The sequence below is a fragment of the Paenarthrobacter sp. PAE-2 genome (assembly GCF_026013155.1).
Taxonomy (GTDB): Bacteria; Actinomycetota; Actinomycetes; order Actinomycetales; family Micrococcaceae; genus Arthrobacter; species Arthrobacter ureafaciens.
In genome coordinates this window covers 56,780-74,906 of record NZ_JAPDNV010000016.1, presented here as the reverse complement: position 1 = coordinate 74,906, position 18,127 = coordinate 56,780, and the positions used below count along the sequence as shown (strand labels likewise).

Sequence of the window (18,127 nt, the reverse complement as noted above, 5' to 3'; positions counted from 1 at the left end):
CAACCTTCCACTTCAACTAGAGGGTAAAGGCTCACGAACGAAGGAAAGTCAAGTTCCCAAAAATACCGTGTCGGGGGCTGTAGCCTAGGTGGGTAGCAGGGCTGAACCTCAAGGATCAGCGGCAGGGAAGATCGTCGTCGAAAGAGTGGTTGGATTAGTGAGCATCGAACGGGGAACAGCAACCCTGGCAGGCACCGAGCTCGATCTGGAAGACGCCATCATGGGACCTACGGGCCGCCCTCACCGCGAATTCCCGGAACCGGCTCCGCTTGCCTCCCACGGACCTGCGCGGGTTATCGCCATGGTCAACCAAAAAGGCGGCGTCGGCAAGACCACCTCCACCATCAACCTGGCCGCTGCGCTCGCCGAGTTCGGCCGCAAAGTCCTGCTTGTGGACTTCGACCCCCAGGGTGCATTGTCGGCAGGACTCGGGGTCAACCCGCATGAGCTGGACCTGACGGTCTACAACGTGCTCATGGACCGCAAAGTGAGCATTCGCGATGCCATCCACCAGACCGGCGTCGAAGGAGTGGACCTCCTGCCGGCAAATATCGATCTCTCCGCGGCTGAAGTGCAGCTCGTCAATGAAGTTGCCCGCGAGCAGGTGCTGGACCGTGCGTTGAAGAGCGTCGAAGACGAATACGACGTCGTCCTGATCGACTGCCAGCCCTCCCTCGGGCTGCTGACCGTCAACGCGCTCACCGCCGCCCACGGCGTCATCATTCCCCTCATTTGCGAGTTCTTCGCGCTCCGCGCTGTCGCCTTGCTCGTGGAAACCATCGAGAAAGTTCAGGACAGGCTGAACCCCAGGCTCCAGGTGGACGGCGTATTGGCAACCATGTACGACGCCCGTACGCTGCACAGCCGCGAGGTCATTTCCCGGCTCGTGGAAGCTTTCGGAGACAAAGTGTTCGAGACCGTCATCAAGCGTTCCATCAAGTTCGCCGACGCCACGGTAGCTGCCGAGCCCATTACCAGCTATGCCGGCAACCACGTGGGTGCTGATGCGTACCGCCGGCTGGCCAAGGAACTCATCTCGCGCGGCGGCGCGCCCTAACCGACGGCGTGACTCTTCCGGTAGTTCCGCAGGCGGTGGACCCGTCTCCAGAAGGGCCCGACGCCGCTGCCTCCCCCGACGCCGCTGCCTCCTCCGGCGGCAAAGGCGGCTTCGAGGTACGCCTGGCAAACTTCACCGGGCCGTTCGACCTCCTGCTGGGCCTCATTGCCAAGCACAAGATGGACATCACCGAGGTTGCCCTCGCCACGGTGACCGATGAATTCATCAAGTACATCCGCAGGCTGCAGGACCTCGGCGAGGATTGGGCCTTGGACGAGGCCAGCGAGTTCCTGGTGATTGCCGCCACCCTCCTGGACCTTAAAGCCGCCCGCTTGTTGCCGGCGGGCGAGGTGGAGGACGACGAGGACATCGCCTTGTTGGAAGCGCGCGACCTTCTCTTCGCACGGCTCCTGCAGTACAAGGCCTTCAAACAGGTGGCGGGGATACTGGGCGGTACCTTGGAAGAAGAGGCCCGCAGGTTTCCGCGCCAGGTGGCCCTCGAAGGACACTTCGCGGCGTTGTTGCCCGAGCTTCTATGGCGGCACACCCCGGAGCAGTTCGCCGCGCTGGCTGCCAAGGCGCTCAGGCCAAAGGAAGCGCCGCCAACCGAGGTCGGACTGGAGCACCTGCATGCGCCGCCCGTGAGCGTCAAGGAGCAGGCAGTGATTCTCGGAGACAGGCTGAAGCGCGGCGCACCGCTGACCTTCCAGGCCCTGGTCGCCGACGCCGACAGCACCTTGGTGGTGGTGGCCCGTTTCCTGGCGTTGCTGGAGATGTTCCGGGACCGCGTTGTGGCCTTTGAACAGCCGGCGCCGCTGGGCGGATTGACCGTGCGGTGGACAGGTCAGGATGCCGGGTGGGACGGCTCCAACCTCAGCGAAGAGTACGAGGACGAAGGAGATGCTGGCATCAATGACTGAACAGAACGCCGAAGACGGCCTCGCCGAACTGGAAGCGTTGCCGGGAGGGGCGCGGGCAGCCCTGGAAGCAGTGCTGATGGTCATTGATGCGCCGGCCACGTCCGAAGAGCTGGCCGCCGGCCTCAACGTGACGGTCGCCGTCGTCGAAGATTTGCTGCAGGACCTGCAGCGGGAGTATAGCGGCTATACTGTTAAAGCCCCGGACGCGGACGTTGACGGCTTTGCCGCTGCCAGCACTGCACCCCGGGGTTTCGAATTGCGGAACGTCGCTGGTGGCTGGCGCATCTATTCGCGGCCGGACTTTGCTGACATCGTGGGGAAGTTCGTCCTTGAAGGGCAAACTTCCAAGCTGACGCAGGCAGCACTGGAGACGCTGGCGGTGATTGCCTACCGGCAGCCTGTCTCCCGGGCGAGGGTTTCGGCAATTCGCGGCGTTAACGTCGATTCCGTCGTCAGGACGCTGACCCAGCGCGGGTTGATCGAGGACGCCGGGAACGATCCCGAATCCGGCGCAATCCTGTACCGGACCACCTCCTACTTCCTGGAGCGGATGGGAATCGGCTCGGTGGCTGAACTGCCCCAGCTGGCTCCGCACCTTCCCGGTTTGGAAGGAATCGAGGAGTACTACGACGCCAGCCGGATGTGAGGACATCCTCCGCCGGCACGAAGTAATTTAATACGGAATTCCATGGCACGCGTGATGCGTGCCGGAGCAGCAAGGGGCAGACTACACCTGCCCGGCTGGCTAGTGTTGGTTCCAACACCCAATGCCGGCCATAACAACACAAGGACGGGTCATGACACAGGCGGGACGCCAGGGTTCACCACGTAACGGTTCGGGACGCAACAGCGCCGGACGCAATGGAGCACAGGGCGGCGCAGGCCGTTCCGGTTTCACCCAGCGAGGCGGCAACGCCGGTGCGGGTAAGCGCTCCTTCAATCAGGGCGAAGGCCGCCCCTTCAAGGCTGCGAAGCCCCGGGAAGAACGGCCGTTCGATCCCGACAACCCCACGACGGCGGATAGCTTCAGGGCCGCGAAGCCGGCCAAGCCCTTCCGCAAGCCAGGTTCCAACAAGCCGGGCTACGGCAAGGCTCCCGGAACGCCCGGGGCCTTGAAGCCCAAGAAGAAGCCCGGCAACGCCAAGCAGTACGGTTCCAAGGCTTTCGGCAGCGAGCGATTCGGCCGCAACCTGGGCCCTGTCCGCAAGCCTGCGGGCAACCGGGGTCCCCGGCAGGAAGTCCCGCAGTCCGAAGTCCACGATGCTGACGGCGTGCGCCTGCAGAAAGTTATGGCGCAGGCCGGCGTGGCATCGCGCCGCGTCTGCGAGGAAATGATCCTCGAGGGACGCGTCGAGGTTGACGGACAGGTTACTACCGAGCTCGGCGTCCGCGTGGACCCGAAATCCGCCGTGATCCACGTTGACGGGATCCGCATCCAGCTCGACGAGACCCTCGTGTACATGGTGTTCAACAAGCCCAAGGGCGTTGTTTCCACCATGGAGGACCCCGAGGGCCGGCCTTGCATCAGCGATTTCCTCAAGACCAACAAGAACAAGGGCGAACGTCTTTTCCACGTCGGCCGCCTGGACGTCGCCACCGAGGGGCTGCTGTTGTTGACCAACGACGGCGAACTCGCCAACCGCTTGACCCACCCTTCCTACGAGGTCCCCAAGACCTACTTGGTCCAGGTGCGGGGGCCGTTCCCGCAGGGCGTGGGCGCGCAGCTGAAGTCCGGCGTCGAGCTTGAAGACGGCATCGCAGCGGTGGATTCTTTCCGGCTGGTTGACTCCACGCCCGGCCACGTCCTGATTGAGGTTGTCCTCCACTCGGGCAAGAACCGCATCGTCCGCCGCATGTTTGACGCCGTGGGCTTCCCGGTTGAGCGACTGGTCCGCGTCAAGGTTGGACCCATCGGCCTGGGCGACCAGCGCCAGGGAAGCATCCGCAACCTCGGCAAGCAGGAGATCGGCCACCTCATGGCAGCGGTGGGACTCTAAACTATGTCGGCATTCCGCGCGCATGGCCGCGGCCACTTGGACGGGCCCGTCGTCATCCTCGGCACGGGCTTGCTGGGCGCCAGCATTGGCCTCGGCCTGCGTGGCCGCGGCGTACCGGTTTTCCTCTTTGATACCTCGCCTACCAACCAGGCTGTGGCCGTGGATATTGGTGCGGGCAGGCCACTGGAGGAACTGGACGGTCCACCCCAGCTGGTGGTTGTGGCTGCTCCGCCGGACGTCACGGCGCAGGTGGTGGAAAAGGCCTTGGCCGATTACCCGGAATCAGTGGTGGTGGACATCGCCAGCGTCAAGGCCGGCATCCAGGCCGAACTCCGCGAACGCGGCGTGGACCTTTCCCGTTACGTAGGCACGCATCCCATGGCGGGCCGGGAGAAGTCCGGTCCTGTGGCTGCGCGGGGTGAATTGTTCACGTCCATGCCGTGGGTCATCTGCCCCACGGAAGAAACCGGCGCGGCAGCGCTGCAGGTTGCCCGTTCGCTGGCCGGCGACCTCGGCGCGATCGTCTCCCAGTTCACCGCTGATGAACACGACGAAGCCGTGGCCCTGGTGTCGCATTTGCCCCAGATCATGTCATCGCTGCTGGCGAGCCGGTTGCAGGGGACACCGCTGCACGCATTGTCCTTGGCGGGAAACGGCTTGCGGGACACTACCCGGATTGCTGCGTCCGACCCCACGCTGTGGGTTCAGATCCTGGGTGGCAATGCTGGGAAAGTGGTCAGCATCCTGCACGGTGTCCGTGAAGACCTCAACCGGTTGATCGGTACCCTGGAGTCCCCCCTGGCCCCCGGTGCCCGCCTGGACCTGGCCCAACTCATCAGCGAAGGCAACGCCGGGCAGGCCCGGATTCCTGGCAAGCATGGAGGACCGCCCCAGGCGTACTCCTGGCTGACGATCCTGGTGGACGACAAACCCGGCCAGATCGCCCGCCTCCTGACGGAGATCGGCGAAGTCGGCGTGAACGTCGAAGACCTTCGGCTCGATCATTCCTCCGGGCAGAACGTGGGCATGGTGGAGCTTTCCGTCCTGCCCAACAAACACGACCTCCTTGTTGAAGCTTTGACCGACCGTGGATGGCGGGTACTGCAGTAATGACGCGTGAATTCTTTGGCCCGGAGACGGTTGCCCGTCCCGGCAAGCCCTTGGTGATTGCCATCGACGGACCCTCGGGGTCAGGAAAATCGAGTGTGAGCAAGGAAGTGGCCCGGCGCCTCAAGCTCGCTTACCTCGACACCGGCGCCATGTACCGGGCTTTGACCTGGTACTGCCTGAAGACCGGAGTGGACCTCCACGACGGCGCCGCTGTGGAGCAAGCGTCCAAGGCCATGCCCTTGGAGATCAGTACCAGTACGGCCACCGAATACGTGGCTGTTGACGGCACGGACATCACTGAGGAGATCAGGGATCCGCGGATCTCATCGTCGGTCAGTGCAGTCGCCACCACCTTGGGAGCGCGGACGGAGCTGATCCGCCGCCAGCGCCAGCTGATCGACCAGCACCACCACCGCATGGTGGTGGAGGGGCGGGACATCACCACCGTTGTCGCGCCCGCCGCCGAGGTCCGCATGCTCCTGACCGCCAGCGAGGAAGCCAGGCTCCGGCGTCGGGGTATCCAGCTGGGCGGTACGCAGACCAAAGAGCAGCTGGCTGCCCAGGTTATCCAGCGCGATGCCAAGGATTCCACCGTGGTCAACTTCACCCAGGCCGCCGATGGCGTGGTGACCCTGGACTCCTCCGACCTGGACTTCGAGGAGACCGTGGACACCGCACTGGCGATTGTCAGCAAGGTCATTTATGGCGACTAGCAACAATCTGCCCGCGACGTGGAGCCGGGCCTGGAGCCGTCCCGTGGGCTGGTTCCTCGATCACGTCCTCTACCGCACGGTCATCACGGGAAAGAGCAACATCCCGGCAGCCGGGCCCGTGATCTTCGCCGGCAACCACATCAGTTTCCTGGACGGACCGGTGATGTTCGGGGCTGCCCCGCGGCCCATGCACATCCTGGTCAAGAAGGAGATGTTCAAGGGTTTCCTCGGCAAGGTCCTGAGGGCATCAGGGCAGCTTCCGGTTGACCGGACCGGGGACCGCACCACCCTGCAGCTGGCCAGGCAACTGCTCGACGCCGGCCGGTGCGTTGGCATCCTGCCCGAAGGTACCCGGGGGAGCGGGGCCGCGGAAAGCATCAGCAATGGTGTGGCGTGGCTGGCGTTGAACTCGGGAGCCACCGTTATCCCCGTCGCCATCCTGGGAACCCGGCAGGGCCGGGAGCACCGCGACCATATACCTGCTATGCGCCGCACGTTGTATGTCAGCTTCGGCGAACCACTCACCGTCCAGCGACGGAAGGGCGAATCCGGGCGTGCTTCAATGGACAGGGCGGCGGCAGCAATCCGCAGTGCCCTGGCCGGACACGTCCAGGAAGCAGTCCGCAACACCGGTCAGTCCCTTCCGGAAGCTCCAAGGGCCACCCCTGATCCGGACCACCGTCCCACCGCAGTAGCCGGCACCCCGGCAGACCACCACTAAGGAAAAGTGCAATGAGCGATACGACTCAAAAATCCGGCCACCACGGCGCCGGCGACGACGAATACACGCCCACCGGCACCGATCAGGTGGCCGAGAACCTGGCTGCCCTGGATGACGAGGAAGCCGAACTTCGCGCGGCCACACTGCGGGCGGGACTGGACGACTACGATCTCGACGAAGACGACGCCGCCCTGCTTAGCGGTGACTACGACGACGAAGGCGAAGAGGGACCCCTCAAGCTTGACCCCGTCCTGGCCATCATCGGCCGGCCGAACGTGGGCAAGTCCACGCTGGTGAACCGCATCCTGGGCCGTCGCGAAGCGGTCGTCGAGGACACCCCCGGCGTGACCCGCGACCGTGTCATGTACTCCGCGCGCTGGAACGGTCGCAACTTCACCTTGGTGGACACCGGCGGGTGGGAGCACGATGCCAAGGGCATCCACGCCCGGGTGGCAGACCAGGCCGAAATGGCCGTGGAACTGGCCGATGCAGTGTTGTTCGTTGTTGACTCCGCGGTTGGCGCCACTGCCACCGACGAAGGCGTCATGAAGATGCTCCGCAAGTCCAAGAAGCCGGTCATCATGGTGGCCAACAAGGTTGACGACTTTGTGCAGGAGGCCGACTCCGCAGCACTTTGGGGACTTGGCTTCGGCCAGCCGTACCCGGTTTCAGCACTGCATGGCCGGGGCGTTGCCGACCTCCTGGACCACGTCATGGACACCCTTCCCGAGTTCTCGCAGGTAGAGGGTGTGGACCGTTCCGGCGGCCCCCGCCGCATTGCCCTCATCGGCCGTCCCAACGTCGGCAAATCCTCGCTGCTGAACAAGCTTGCAGGCTCGGAACGCGTGGTGGTGGACCCGCTGGCCGGAACCACGCGTGATCCCGTGGATGAGTTCATCGAACTGGGTGGACGCACCTGGCGCTTCGTGGATACAGCCGGTATCCGCCGACGCCAGCACATGGCGCAGGGTGCCGATTTCTACGCCTCCCTGCGGACGCAGGCCGCGCTGGAAAAGGCGGAGGTCGCCGTCGTGCTTCTTGCCGTTGACGAAGTGCTGAGCGAGCAGGATGTCCGCATTCTGCAGCTGGCGATCGAATCCGGCCGGGCCCTGGTCCTGGCATTCAACAAGTGGGACCTGCTGGACGACGAACGCCGCCGCTACCTCGAACGCGAGATCGAACAGGACCTGGCCCATGTTGACTGGGCGCCCCGCGTGAACATCTCCGCCAAGACGGGCTGGCACAAGGACCGCTTGGTTCCTGCCCTTGATACCGCGTTGGAGAGCTGGGACCGCCGTATCCCCACGGGGCGCCTCAATGCGTTCCTTGGCGAGCTGGTGGCGGCCCATCCGCACCCGGTTCGCGGTGGCAAGCAGCCGCGCATCCTCTTCGGTACGCAGGCCTCGAGCCGTCCGCCGAAGTTTGTCCTGTTCACTACTGGCTTCCTGGATCCCGGATACCGCCGCTTCATCACGCGTCGGCTCCGTGAAACCTTCGGCTTCGAGGGCACACCCATCGAGGTCAGCATGCGCGTCCGCGAAAAACGGGGCCGCAAACGCTAAATGAGACGGGCATCACAGGCGACTTTGGCTCTGATGGCGCAAGCACCCTCCAACGTCGTGTAAGCTTTTGGAGGTGGTTCGGCCGGACTGCTTAGGAAGGACTCTTCGGAGGAAAACCTTGGCGGAGAACGGTAGAACCAGCGGGCTGTAGCGCAGCTTGGTAGCGCACTTGACTGGGGGTCAAGGGGTCGCAGGTTCAAATCCTGTCAGCCCGACCAAAAAGGCCGGAACTACGCAGAAATGCGGAGTTCCGGCCTTTGGCCGTTAACGCCCTAGACGTGCTGCAGTGCCCCCAGCGCCCGGACGAGCGGTTCAAGTTCGGGAACCTCCTCCGCTGCCTGCAAAGCTGCTGCGAGAGTGTCGTCGTGCACCGGCTTGGTCTTCTGCAGCAGTTGCTGTCCCGCCGCGGTTAATTCCGTGTAGATTCCCCGCCGATCGTCCGCACAGAGGATCCGGGTCAACAGGCCGCGGTCTTCGAGGCGGTTCACGAGGCGCGTGGTAGCGCTGCTTGAAAGGGCTGTGGCCCGGGCGAGCTGCTGCATGCGCATGTGCCAGCCGTCCTGGCGGCTCAGGGCATCGAGCACCGTGTACTCCACCACCGAGAGCTCGCTGGAGGCCTGCAGGGCTTTCTCCAGTTCGGTTTCGATGCTTCCGTGGAGGGCCGCGAGGGTGCGCCATCCCTGTGCCCGTACCTCTACGGCGTCATCCTTGATGCCCATGTCTCCTGTGCTCCTGCCTCATGTTCGGAATGTCCGGTGCAGACGGCAAAGTAGTTGCTTGCGCAAATACACAGCGTGTGCAACTATTTATACAGCGTCTGCAACTAATATTCTACGGTTCCCGGCGACGCACTTCCACTTCCAAGGGAGCCATTCCATTTAAGGAGCGTTTTATGCCCGCAGGGTTGATTGCCCTTGCCCTCGGCGGATTCGGCATTGGGCTGACTGAGTTTGTCATCATGGGTCTCCTGCCCGAGGTGGCGGCCGATTTCCGCGTCAGCGAAGCGTCGGCCGGCTGGTTCATCTCCGGCTACGCACTAAGCGTCACGGTCGGAGCCCTGGTGGTCACGGCAGCTGTCACCAAGCTTCCCCGCAAGCCTGTGCTGATCGGCTTGCTGGTGCTGTTCATTGCAGGGAACCTCCTCTCCGCTGTTTCGGAGAGCTATTCGATGATGCTGATTGGCCGCATCATTGCCGCGCTCTGCCATGGCGCCTTCTTCGGCATCGGTTCGGTGGTAGCGGCCAGCCTCGTGCCGGCCAGCAGGAAGGCCGGCGCCATTGCCATCATGTTCACAGGCTTGACTGCCGCCAACGTGCTGGGTGTTCCCTTTGGAACGCTTCTTGGCCAGAACTTCGGATGGCGCTCCACCTTTTGGGCCATCACCCTCATAGGCGTCGTGGCCCTGGCGGGAATCGCATTGCTGGTTCCCAAGCAGGACGCCGCGGCCGCCAAGAGCCTGCGCAGCGAACTGGGTGCGTTCAAGTCCACCCAAGTGTGGCTCTCCATCCTGGTCACGATCCTCGGGTTCGGCGGCATGTTCGGCGCCTTCACCTACATCGCCTTCACGCTGACCGAAGTTTCCGGTTTTGCCTCGACGTCCGTCCCATGGCTTCTGGTGCTCTTCGGAGCAGGCCTGTTCGTTGGAAACTTCCTGGGTGGCAAAGCGGCAGACAAAGCACTGGACAAGTCCCTGATCCTCATCCTCTCGGGCCTGGTTGCAGTCCTGGTCTTCTTCGCACTGACCGCCGCCAACCCGGTCGCCACCCTGGTGTCACTGGCACTCATGGGCGGATTCGGATTCGCCACTGTGCCCGGTCTGCAGATGCGGGTCATGCACTTCGCCTCGTCGGCCCCCACGCTCGCCTCCGGCGCCAACATCGGGGCTTTCAACCTCGGTAACGCACTCGGTGCCTGGCTCGGGGGAGTGACCATCAGCGCCGGGCTGGGCTACACCTCGCCCATCTGGGCCGGTGCGGGAATCACCATCGCGGCCCTCGCGGTCATGGTCGCCGCCGGCGCGGCTGCCCGCCGGACTGTTGCCCCTCACGCAACTGACCGGCACACCACTGACCTGAACGCTGCTGACCGGCACACTATTGATCCGCACGCCGCTGATCCGAACCCTGTGTCGGCGGCACCTGCCGGGACGGCCGACGTCGGGAGTGAACCCCGGGAGGCGGCAGCCCGCTAGGCCGGACGGCCCCATGACGAAGCCCCCACGGCAAAGCCCGGCACGGTTCTGTTTCCGTGCCGGGCTTTTGGCGTCCGGTCCACTGCCCTGCGCTCATCGGAAAAGCGGCAATTATGCCTATACTTTCAGCGGTGGCCGGATGCCCGGCCCGCCGTCGAGGTTCATGAACGTCCCGATGAAAGGCGACCCATGAGTAATATTCCAGCCGATCTTTCCTACACCGCAGAACATGAGTGGGTATCGGAGCCGGATGCTGACGGCGTAGTCCGCGTCGGCATCACCGACTTTGCGCAGGATGCCCTGGGCGACGTCGTCTACGCGCAGATGCCGGAGGAAGGCACCAAGATCACCGCCAATGATGTGGTGGGGGAAGTGGAATCCACCAAGAGCGTCAGCGATATTTATGCGCCCGTCAGCGGTGAAATCATCAACCGCAACGACGCCTTGGACCAGGATCCGGCACTCATCAACTCCGATCCATACGGTGAGGGGTGGCTTTTTGAAGTAAAGCTGGCCGAAGCTGACGCGGTGGAATCCCTGCTCAGTGCATCGGAGTACGAACAACAGGTAGGCTAAAGTTATCTGGCCCGCCCTGCTGCATTTTCCCTCGTGGGAAGCGGGACGGCGGGCCAGCAACCGATTTGCCCGGCGGTTACCGGGAGGTGGATGTGTCCGGCAGGTTTTGGAACTGCCGGCGGATGAGGAGGAAGTTCCATGGTTGGCGGCGACAAGAACCAAGCCAATGCCGGAAACGGCGCGGAAGAACAGCCGACGTCGGAGACCACCTCCATCAGCATCACGCCAACGTGGGACGAGCCAAGCATCGCTCCCAAGCTGGCGCCGGAGGAGCGTGCCTCTGTAGACGCCCTGCCGCCCAACTCCGCGCTGTTGATTGCCCACAGCGGACCGAATGCGGGCGCGCGCTTCCTGCTCGACGCGGACACCACCACGGTGGGCCGGCACCCGGATGCCGATATCTTCCTGGACGACGTCACGGTGTCGCGCAAGCACGTTGAGTTCCACCGGAGTGCAGCAGGCTTCGAGCTCGTTGACATGGGCAGCCTGAACGGTACTTACGTCAACCATGACCGCGTGGACCGTGTGCAGCTCAAGACGGGCAGCGAGGTCCAGATCGGCAAGTTCCGGCTGACCTACTACCTGAGCCCCAGCCGCCCCGCGGGCCACGTCTGACCCCGGGATACCTGCCTGTGGCAATGGCCCAGCCGGAACGTCGCGGACCCCAGGTCCTGAACATCGGGGAAGTCCTGGCGCAGCTGAGCGGCGACTTCCCGGGAATGACCGCGTCCAAGATCCGTTTCCTCGAGGAGAAGGGGCTGATCAACCCCAAGCGGACTCCTGCCGGATACAGGCAGTATGCGGACAGCGATGTTGAGCGTCTTCGTTTTGTCCTCGCCCTGCAGCGCGATCAATACCTGCCCTTAAAAGTCATCAAGGACTACCTTGACGCGATCGATCGAGGGGAACGCCCGGACAACCTGCCCCCCGGTGTGACGGTCTCGCCCCGGGTGGTCACTGCTGAAATGGCCGCGGACATCCAGGGCCGTGCCCGTACCCTGACCGAAGAACAGCTCCGCACGGAGTCCGGTGCCAGCGCCGGCCTGCTTGAGTCGCTCCTGAGTTTCGGTTTGATCAGCCACGAAGACGGTAAATTCGACGAGCATGCCCTCCAGGTTGCGCGTGCCTGCGTCCAGCTCGAAGTGCACGGTTTGGAACCTCGCCACTTGAGGCCGTTCCAGGCCGCTGCGGATCGCGAGTTCGGTTTGGTGGAGCGTGCCGTTGCTCCGCTCACTTCCCGCAGGGACGCCGCCTCGCAGGCGAGGGCGGCCGAGGCAGCCCGTGAAATCAGCGATCTTTGCCTGACGTTGCACAGGGCGCTTGTTCACCACCGCATCTCAAGGATGGACTCCTGATGATCGAAGTTGAAATCGTGGGTGTTCGGATCGAATTGCCCTCCAATCAGCCGTTGGTCCTCCTGCGCGAACTCAAGGGTGAGCGCCACGTTCCCATCTGGATCGGCACCCCAGAAGCCAGCGCGATCGCCCTCGCCCAGCAAGGTGTGGTTCCACCCCGGCCCATGACCCACGATCTCCTGATCGACGTCGTTGAATCGCTCGGTCATTCCATCATCAGCGTCAATATTGTGGCGGTGGAGGACAACATCTTCTACGGACAGCTGCAGTTCGACGACGGCACGGTGGTCAGCTCCCGTGCGTCGGACGCCCTGGCCCTGGCCTTGCGCGCAAAGTGCCGCATCTGGTGCGCCGATGCCGTGATGGAGGAGGCCGGGGTCCGTATCACCGAACATGATGAGGGCGAGGACTCCGAGCTGGATCCCAGCGTCGATGAGGAAAGGGAGCTGCGCCGCTTCCGGGAGTTCCTTGACGACGTCGAGCCCGAGGATTTCGAAGGTTAACTGACCCTCAACCTAAAGTTGAGGGTGAAACTTTCGACACGACCACTTTTGGAGCCCAACGTCTTTGACCTAGGGCCCTCGCGGGCCTAACGTCGAAGTATCAAGTTCCCGTTGCATACGCTCGCGACGCAAGTCACACTGGAAGGTGCGGACTTGTGGGAATTACACGGCTGAATTTCGGCGTTCGTGTTAAGTGTGCGCACCATCCCCAGGGGAGCTGACAACAAGGAGGTCACGTGAGTCCGAAAGGCGAAGCAGGCGAGTTGAAGCAGGCCCCGTCCGGCATTGCTGCGCCCGCAGCCGGCGCCCAAGGTCTGCTCTTCACCGAGGACCTTCCCGTGCTGGACGAGGACGCCGGCTACCGCGGCCCCACAGCATGCAAAGCCGCCGGCATCACCTACCGCCAGCTCGACTACTGGGCGCGGACCGGGTTGGTAGAGCCGGCAGTCCGCGGAGCTGCGGGTTCAGGCTCCCAGCGGCTCTACGGTTTCCGCGACATCCTTGTGCTCAAGGTCGTCAAACGCCTTCTGGACACCGGCGTTTCCCTCCAGCAAATCCGTACTGCCGTTGAACACCTCCGCGAGCGGGGCGTTGAGGACCTTGCGCAGATCACACTGATGAGCGACGGCGCGAGCGTCTACGAATGTACGTCGGCGGATGAAGTGATTGATCTCGTCCAGGGCGGCCAGGGCGTCTTTGGAATCGCCGTGGGACGCGTATGGCGTGAAGTTGAAGGAAGTTTGGCCGCTCTACCGAGTGAGCATGCAGCGGAGCAGTCCTTTCCTGACGACGAATTGAGCAAGCGGCGCGTTGCGCGTCGGATTGGATAACTCCGATTTCAGAAGAAAGCCGCCCGTCCGACGTCTGTCGGGGGCGGCTTTCTTCTGTCTTCTGCCTCTTTACTGGCGTTGCCGACGGTCCCTGAAACTCGTCTGGTTCTTCAGGAGGCTCTCCAGCAGGGCGTCGAAGAGCTTCGCGGCGTTCTTGGCGGAGTCGCCCGGCCAGTGATGGACGGAATGTGCAGCGCCTTGAATCTGCTGCCAGTTGGCCTGCTCCGGAATGTGCGGGGTCAGCAGCAGATCACCGAACATTGACTCCATCTCGGCAAGCCGGAACGTGTGCTCGGTGGAGCCCGTCCGCACACGGTTGGCGACGATGCCCGCCGGTGCGAGGTTCGGGGCAAACTCCTGCCGGAACAGTTGGATGGCACGCATGGTGCGCTCGGTTCCCGCAACGGAAAAGAGCCCCGGCTCGGCAACGAGTACTACGCGGTCGCTGGCACTCCAGGCCATGCGGGTCAGCCCGTTGAGGGACGGCGGGCAGTCAACCAGCACCAAGTCGTAGCTGGATGTCCCGGCGAGAACTCCGGAGAGCCTCCGGAGATCGCGTCGGCCGAGGTCGGGGCGATCATAGATTCCGGTCAACGCTGAACCTACCGCAACGTCCAAGGTGCCGTCAGTGGAACCGTTGGCAATCCAGCTGCTGGGGGAGACGTTCTCTGCCAGCTTTGCCTTGCGGGGGCTCTTGAGCATCCGGCCAACGTCGAGCTTTCCGTTGGGTTGGACGCCGAGGGCTGTGGTGGCATCAGCGTGGGGGTCAAGGTCCACTACCAGTGTGGAGATCCCTGCCGCGAGGGCCGCAGAAGCGAGGCCGGTGGTCACAGAGGTCTTTCCCACGCCGCCCTTGAGGCTGCTGATGCTGACTACTTGCACTTGTTACCCAAAACCTAACGCCGGTTGCCGTATCGCGCTGTTTTCAACTCCGGGATAATCGGAGCCGGGGCTTGCCGAAGCCCCTTCAACATCATATGTTGCGTGCTCCCGGAATCCCGATTTCTACGCGCCACGGGGCGCATCGGGAAGCTGCGATATATCACGCAGCGGACGCGCGCGTACGTATATACAGTGCAGATGACGAATCCTTTGTGATGGTTGCCACAAAGATTTGTGTTTGATGCTGGCGGCACTACACACTGTGACCACCGACCGATCCACCGCAATGATGCAGGAGAAGCATGTTTTCGAAAATTCTGGTGGCCAATCGCGGCGAGATCGCGATCAGGGCTTTTCGCGCTGGTTATGAACTGGGCGCCAAGACCGTGGCTGTCTTTCCGTACGAGGATCGCAACTCGATCCATCGGCAGAAAGCGGACGAAGCGTACCTGATTGGCGAGGTGGGTCATCCCGTCCGCGCCTACCTCGACGTAGACGAAGTCATCCGCGTCGCCAAAGAAGCCGGCGCTGATGCTATTTACCCGGGCTACGGGTTCCTGTCCGAGAATCCGGACCTCGCCCGCGCCGCAAAGGCTGCCGGCATCACGTTCGTGGGCCCCCCGGCTGAAGTGCTGGAACTTGCCGGAAACAAGGTTGCCGCCTTGGAAGCCGCCCGCAAAGCAGGTGTTCCCGTCCTCAAGTCCAGCAAGCCGTCCAAGGACCTGGATGAGCTGATTGCCGCAGCGGACGAGATCGGTTTCCCCATTTTCGCCAAGGCGGTGGCCGGTGGCGGTGGTCGCGGCATGCGCCGTGTGGAAACCCGCGAAGCGCTCCCGGAAGCATTGCAGTCCGCGATGCGCGAAGCCGACGCCGCGTTCGGTGATCCCACGATGTTCCTTGAGCAGGCCGTGCTGCGCCCCCGCCACATCGAGGTCCAAATCCTGGCCGACGCCGAGGGCAACGTCATGCACCTCTTCGAGCGTGACTGTTCGCTTCAGCGCCGCCACCAGAAGGTGGTGGAAATCGCCCCGGCGCCGAACCTGGACGACAACATCCGCCAGGCCCTGTACCGCGACGCCGTCGCGTTCGCGAAAGCCTTGAACTACGTCAACGCCGGAACGGTCGAGTTCCTGGTTGACACCGAAGGTGCCCGCGCAGGCCAGCACGTCTTCATCGAAATGAACCCCCGCATCCAGGTGGAGCACACCGTCACCGAGGAAATCACCGACGTGGACCTGGTGCAGTCGCAGATGCGTATTGCCTCGGGGGAGACGCTGGCCGATCTCGGACTGAGCCAGGACACCGTGTCCATCAAGGGTGCTGCGCTCCAGTGCCGTATCACCACCGAGGACCCTGCCAACGGTTTCCGCCCGGACGTCGGAAAGATCACGGGCTACCGCTCAGCCGGCGGTGCCGGCGTTCGGCTCGACGGCGGGACGGTTTACTCGGGCGCGGAAATCAGCCCGCACTTCGACTCGATGCTGGTGAAGCTGACCTGCCGCGGACGCGATTACCCCACTGCCGTTGCCCGTGCCCGCCGTGGCCTGGCCGAGTTCCGCATCCGTGGCGTATCCACCAACATTCCGTTCCTCCAGGCAGTGCTGGCAGATCCGGACTTCAACGCCGGGAACGTTGCTACTGACTTCATCGACAAGCGCCCTGAATTGCTTAAGTCGCACATCCCTTCGGACCGCGGCACCAAGCTGCTCACCTGGCTTGCCGATGTCACGGTCAACAAGCCTAACGGCGACCTGAAAGTCCAGTCGGACCCCGCCAGCAAGCTGCCGGTCATCGATGGTCCTGTGCCGACGTCGGGCTCCCGCCAGCGGCTGCTTGAACTAGGTCCGGAGGGCTTCGCGAAGGCGCTGCGCGAGCAGGAAGCCCTGGCGGTTACGGACACCACGTTCCGTGATGCACACCAGTCGCTGTTGGCCACCCGCGTCCGTACCCGCGACCTCGTGGCCGCCGGGCCGGCGGTGACGGCATTGCTGCCCGAGCTTCTGTCCGTGGAGGCCTGGGGCGGTGCAACGTACGACGTCGCGCTCCGCTTCCTTGGTGAGGACCCCTGGGACCGCTTGGCTGCTTTGCGGCAGGCGCTGCCCAACACGTGTATCCAGATGTTGCTCCGTGGACGCAACACGGTGGGCTACACGCCGTACCCCGAGGAGGTCACGGAGGCATTCGTCAACGAAGCCGCCGCGACCGGCATCGATATCTTCCGGATCTTCGATGCCCTGAACGACGTGAACCAGATGGCTCCGGCCATCCGCGCAGTCCGGGCAACAGGAACGGCAGTGGCCGAAGTGGCACTTTGCTACACAGGCAACCTCCTGGATCCGGAAGAGGACCTGTACACCCTGGACTACTACCTGGACCTGGCCCAGAAGATCGTCGATGCCGGCGCCCACATCCTGGCCATCAAGGACATGGCGGGACTCCTGCGTCCGGCCGCCGCTGCCAAGCTGGTTTCGGCCCTGCGCGAGCGCTTCGACCTCCCGGTCCACCTGCACACGCACGACACCGCAGGCGGACAGCTCGCAACGCTGCTCGCTGCCGTCGAGGCCGGAGTCGACGCGGTGGACGTCGCCGCGGCGTCCCTGGCCGGCACCACCAGCCAGCCGGCTGCGTCGGCGTTGGTTGCCGCTTTGGCCAACACCCCTCGGGATACGGGCCTCAGCCTGGAAAACGTCGGCGCCCTGGAGCCCTATTGGGAAGCAGTGCGCCGCGTCTACGCACCGTTCGAGTCGGGCCTTCCGGGTCCCACAGGCCGGGTCTACAAACACGAAATCCCGGGCGGCCAGCTGTCCAACCTTCGTCAGCAGGCCATTGCCCTGGGGCTTGGGGAACAGTTCGAAGCCATTGAGGACATGTACACCGCCGCCGACCGGATCCTCGGGCGCCTGGTCAAGGTGACCCCGTCATCGAAGGTCGTCGGTGACCTCGCCCTCCACTTGGTGGGCCTGAACGCCGATCCTGCGGACTTCAACGAGAACCCGCAGAACTACGACATCCCCGATTCCGTGATCGGTTTCCTGTCCGGCGAGCTTGGAGATCCTCCCGGAGGCTGGCCTGAGCCGTTCCGCACCAAGGCCCTTCAGGGCAGGAGCGTCAAGGTACGCGATGTAGAGATCAGCGCCGAAGACAGTGCCGCCCTCAAAGCCGACTCGAAGACGCGCCAGCAGACGCTGAACCGCCTGCTTTTCGCCGGGCCCACCAAGGACTACCTCAAGAGCCTTGAAACCTATGGCAACGTCTCCGTCCTTGACACCCGCGACTACCTGTATGGCCTGCAGCGCGGCCAGGAGCACGTCATCGAGTTGGAAAAGGGTGTCCGCCTGATCGCCCAGCTCGAAGCCGTCTCCGACCCGGACGAGAAGGGCATGCGGACGGTGATGTGTACGCTCAACGGCCAGTCGCGTCCCGTGGTTGTCCGCGACCGCTCCGTCGTGAGCAACGTCAAGGCTGCAGAGAAAGCCGACCCCGCCCAGCCGGGCCAGGTTGCCGCACCGTTCGCCGGGGCGGTCACGGTCACGGTGAAGGAGGGTGACGAGGTCAAGGCCGGCGATACTGTAGCCACGATCGAGGCAATGAAGATGGAAGCGTCCATCACGACGCCGGTGGCCGGCAAGGTCTCGCGCTTGGCCATCTCCTCGGTCGAGCAGGTCCAGGGCGGGGACTTGCTCCTCGTAGTGGGCTAGCCCGACCGGACC

The 18,127-nt window shown here is 63.8% G+C and carries 17 protein-coding genes and 1 tRNA gene; 16 read left to right on the top strand and 2 right to left on the bottom strand.

The genetic code is table 11. The features are described 5' to 3' along the window. Positions 1 to 157 precede the first annotated feature (157 nt). The 9 genes from OCL88_RS11995 (at position 158) to OCL88_RS11955 (ending at position 8,298) form a co-directional block, all read left to right on the top strand. Positions 158 to 1,057: a ParA family protein gene (locus OCL88_RS11995; RefSeq protein WP_166184089.1), complete on the top strand. Its 900-nt coding sequence runs from the start codon at positions 158 to 160 to the stop codon at positions 1,055 to 1,057. Positions 1,058 to 1,179: 122 nt separating this feature from the next. After that, positions 1,180 to 1,977, top strand: coding sequence for a segregation and condensation protein A (locus tag OCL88_RS11990; RefSeq protein WP_264962669.1), 798 nt, complete (start codon positions 1,180 to 1,182; stop codon positions 1,975 to 1,977). After that, on the top strand, positions 1,970 to 2,623 hold the full coding sequence (gene scpB / locus OCL88_RS11985; RefSeq protein WP_264962653.1) for an SMC-Scp complex subunit ScpB: 654 nt from the start codon (positions 1,970 to 1,972) through the stop codon (positions 2,621 to 2,623). The genes OCL88_RS11990 and scpB overlap by 8 nt, the downstream gene beginning before the upstream one ends. 151 nt (positions 2,624 to 2,774) lie before the next feature. Then, positions 2,775 to 3,974, top strand: a complete 1,200-nt coding sequence (locus tag OCL88_RS11980; protein WP_264962652.1) for a pseudouridine synthase — start codon at positions 2,775 to 2,777, stop codon at positions 3,972 to 3,974. Positions 3,975 to 3,977: 3 nt separating this feature from the next. Continuing rightward, positions 3,978 to 5,084 carry a prephenate dehydrogenase gene (locus OCL88_RS11975; RefSeq protein ID WP_264962651.1) on the top strand — a complete coding sequence of 369 codons (1,107 nt, stop codon included), beginning with the start codon at positions 3,978 to 3,980 and terminating at the stop codon, positions 5,082 to 5,084. After that, positions 5,084 to 5,797: a (d)CMP kinase gene (cmk, locus tag OCL88_RS11970; RefSeq protein ID WP_062096081.1), complete on the top strand. Its 714-nt coding sequence runs from the start codon at positions 5,084 to 5,086 to the stop codon at positions 5,795 to 5,797. The genes OCL88_RS11975 and cmk overlap by 1 nt, the downstream gene beginning before the upstream one ends. Beyond that, positions 5,787 to 6,518, top strand: a complete 732-nt coding sequence (locus OCL88_RS11965) for a lysophospholipid acyltransferase family protein (protein WP_264962650.1) — start codon at positions 5,787 to 5,789, stop codon at positions 6,516 to 6,518. The genes cmk and OCL88_RS11965 overlap by 11 nt, the downstream gene beginning before the upstream one ends. An 11-nt stretch (positions 6,519 to 6,529) precedes the next feature. Next, positions 6,530 to 8,080 carry a ribosome biogenesis GTPase Der gene (gene der, locus OCL88_RS11960; protein ID WP_021473399.1) on the top strand — a complete coding sequence of 517 codons (1,551 nt, stop codon included), beginning with the start codon at positions 6,530 to 6,532 and terminating at the stop codon, positions 8,078 to 8,080. Between the two features lie 141 nt (positions 8,081 to 8,221). Next, positions 8,222 to 8,298, top strand: a tRNA-Pro gene (locus OCL88_RS11955). Positions 8,299 to 8,352: 54 nt separating this feature from the next. Here OCL88_RS11955 and OCL88_RS11950 read toward each other — a convergent pair. Continuing rightward, positions 8,353 to 8,799, bottom strand: coding sequence for a MarR family winged helix-turn-helix transcriptional regulator (locus OCL88_RS11950; RefSeq protein ID WP_264962649.1), 447 nt, complete (start codon positions 8,797 to 8,799; stop codon positions 8,353 to 8,355). Positions 8,800 to 8,972: 173 nt separating this feature from the next. Between OCL88_RS11950 and OCL88_RS11945 the strand changes: the two genes are divergently transcribed. From OCL88_RS11945 to OCL88_RS11920, 6 genes are all read left to right on the top strand, one after another. Further along, positions 8,973 to 10,271 (top strand): MFS transporter, encoded by a 1,299-nt coding sequence (locus OCL88_RS11945; protein WP_264962648.1) that lies wholly within the window; start codon positions 8,973 to 8,975, stop codon positions 10,269 to 10,271. A 189-nt stretch (positions 10,272 to 10,460) separates the two neighbouring features. Next, a complete protein-coding gene (gcvH, locus tag OCL88_RS11940) occupies positions 10,461 to 10,847 on the top strand; it encodes a glycine cleavage system protein GcvH (RefSeq protein ID WP_021473396.1) in 387 nt (128 codons plus the stop codon). Positions 10,848 to 10,985: 138 nt separating this feature from the next. Then, complete coding sequence (locus OCL88_RS11935; protein ID WP_069695341.1) at positions 10,986 to 11,462, top strand: FHA domain-containing protein; 477 nt, start codon at positions 10,986 to 10,988, stop codon at positions 11,460 to 11,462. A gap of 23 nt (positions 11,463 to 11,485) precedes the next feature. Continuing rightward, the gene (locus tag OCL88_RS11930) at positions 11,486 to 12,202 is read left to right on the top strand and encodes a MerR family transcriptional regulator (RefSeq protein WP_264962647.1); all 717 of its coding nucleotides are present in this window, start codon (positions 11,486 to 11,488) and stop codon (positions 12,200 to 12,202) included. Continuing rightward, positions 12,202 to 12,705, top strand: a complete 504-nt coding sequence (locus OCL88_RS11925; RefSeq protein ID WP_264962646.1) for a bifunctional nuclease family protein — start codon at positions 12,202 to 12,204, stop codon at positions 12,703 to 12,705. Before OCL88_RS11930 ends, OCL88_RS11925 begins: the two co-directional genes overlap by 1 nt. A gap of 236 nt (positions 12,706 to 12,941) precedes the next feature. Next, the gene (locus tag OCL88_RS11920) at positions 12,942 to 13,535 is read left to right on the top strand and encodes a MerR family transcriptional regulator (protein ID WP_021473392.1); all 594 of its coding nucleotides are present in this window, start codon (positions 12,942 to 12,944) and stop codon (positions 13,533 to 13,535) included. 69 nt (positions 13,536 to 13,604) lie between these two features. Here the strand turns inward: OCL88_RS11920 and OCL88_RS11915 are convergent, their stop codons facing one another. Then, positions 13,605 to 14,417 carry a ParA family protein gene (locus tag OCL88_RS11915; RefSeq protein ID WP_062096089.1) on the bottom strand — a complete coding sequence of 271 codons (813 nt, stop codon included), beginning with the start codon at positions 14,415 to 14,417 and terminating at the stop codon, positions 13,605 to 13,607. 302 nt (positions 14,418 to 14,719) lie between these two features. Between OCL88_RS11915 and OCL88_RS11910 the strand changes: the two genes are divergently transcribed. After that, a complete protein-coding gene (locus OCL88_RS11910) occupies positions 14,720 to 18,115 on the top strand; it encodes a pyruvate carboxylase (RefSeq protein WP_021473390.1) in 3,396 nt (1,131 codons plus the stop codon). Positions 18,116 to 18,127: the final 12 nt, after the last annotated feature.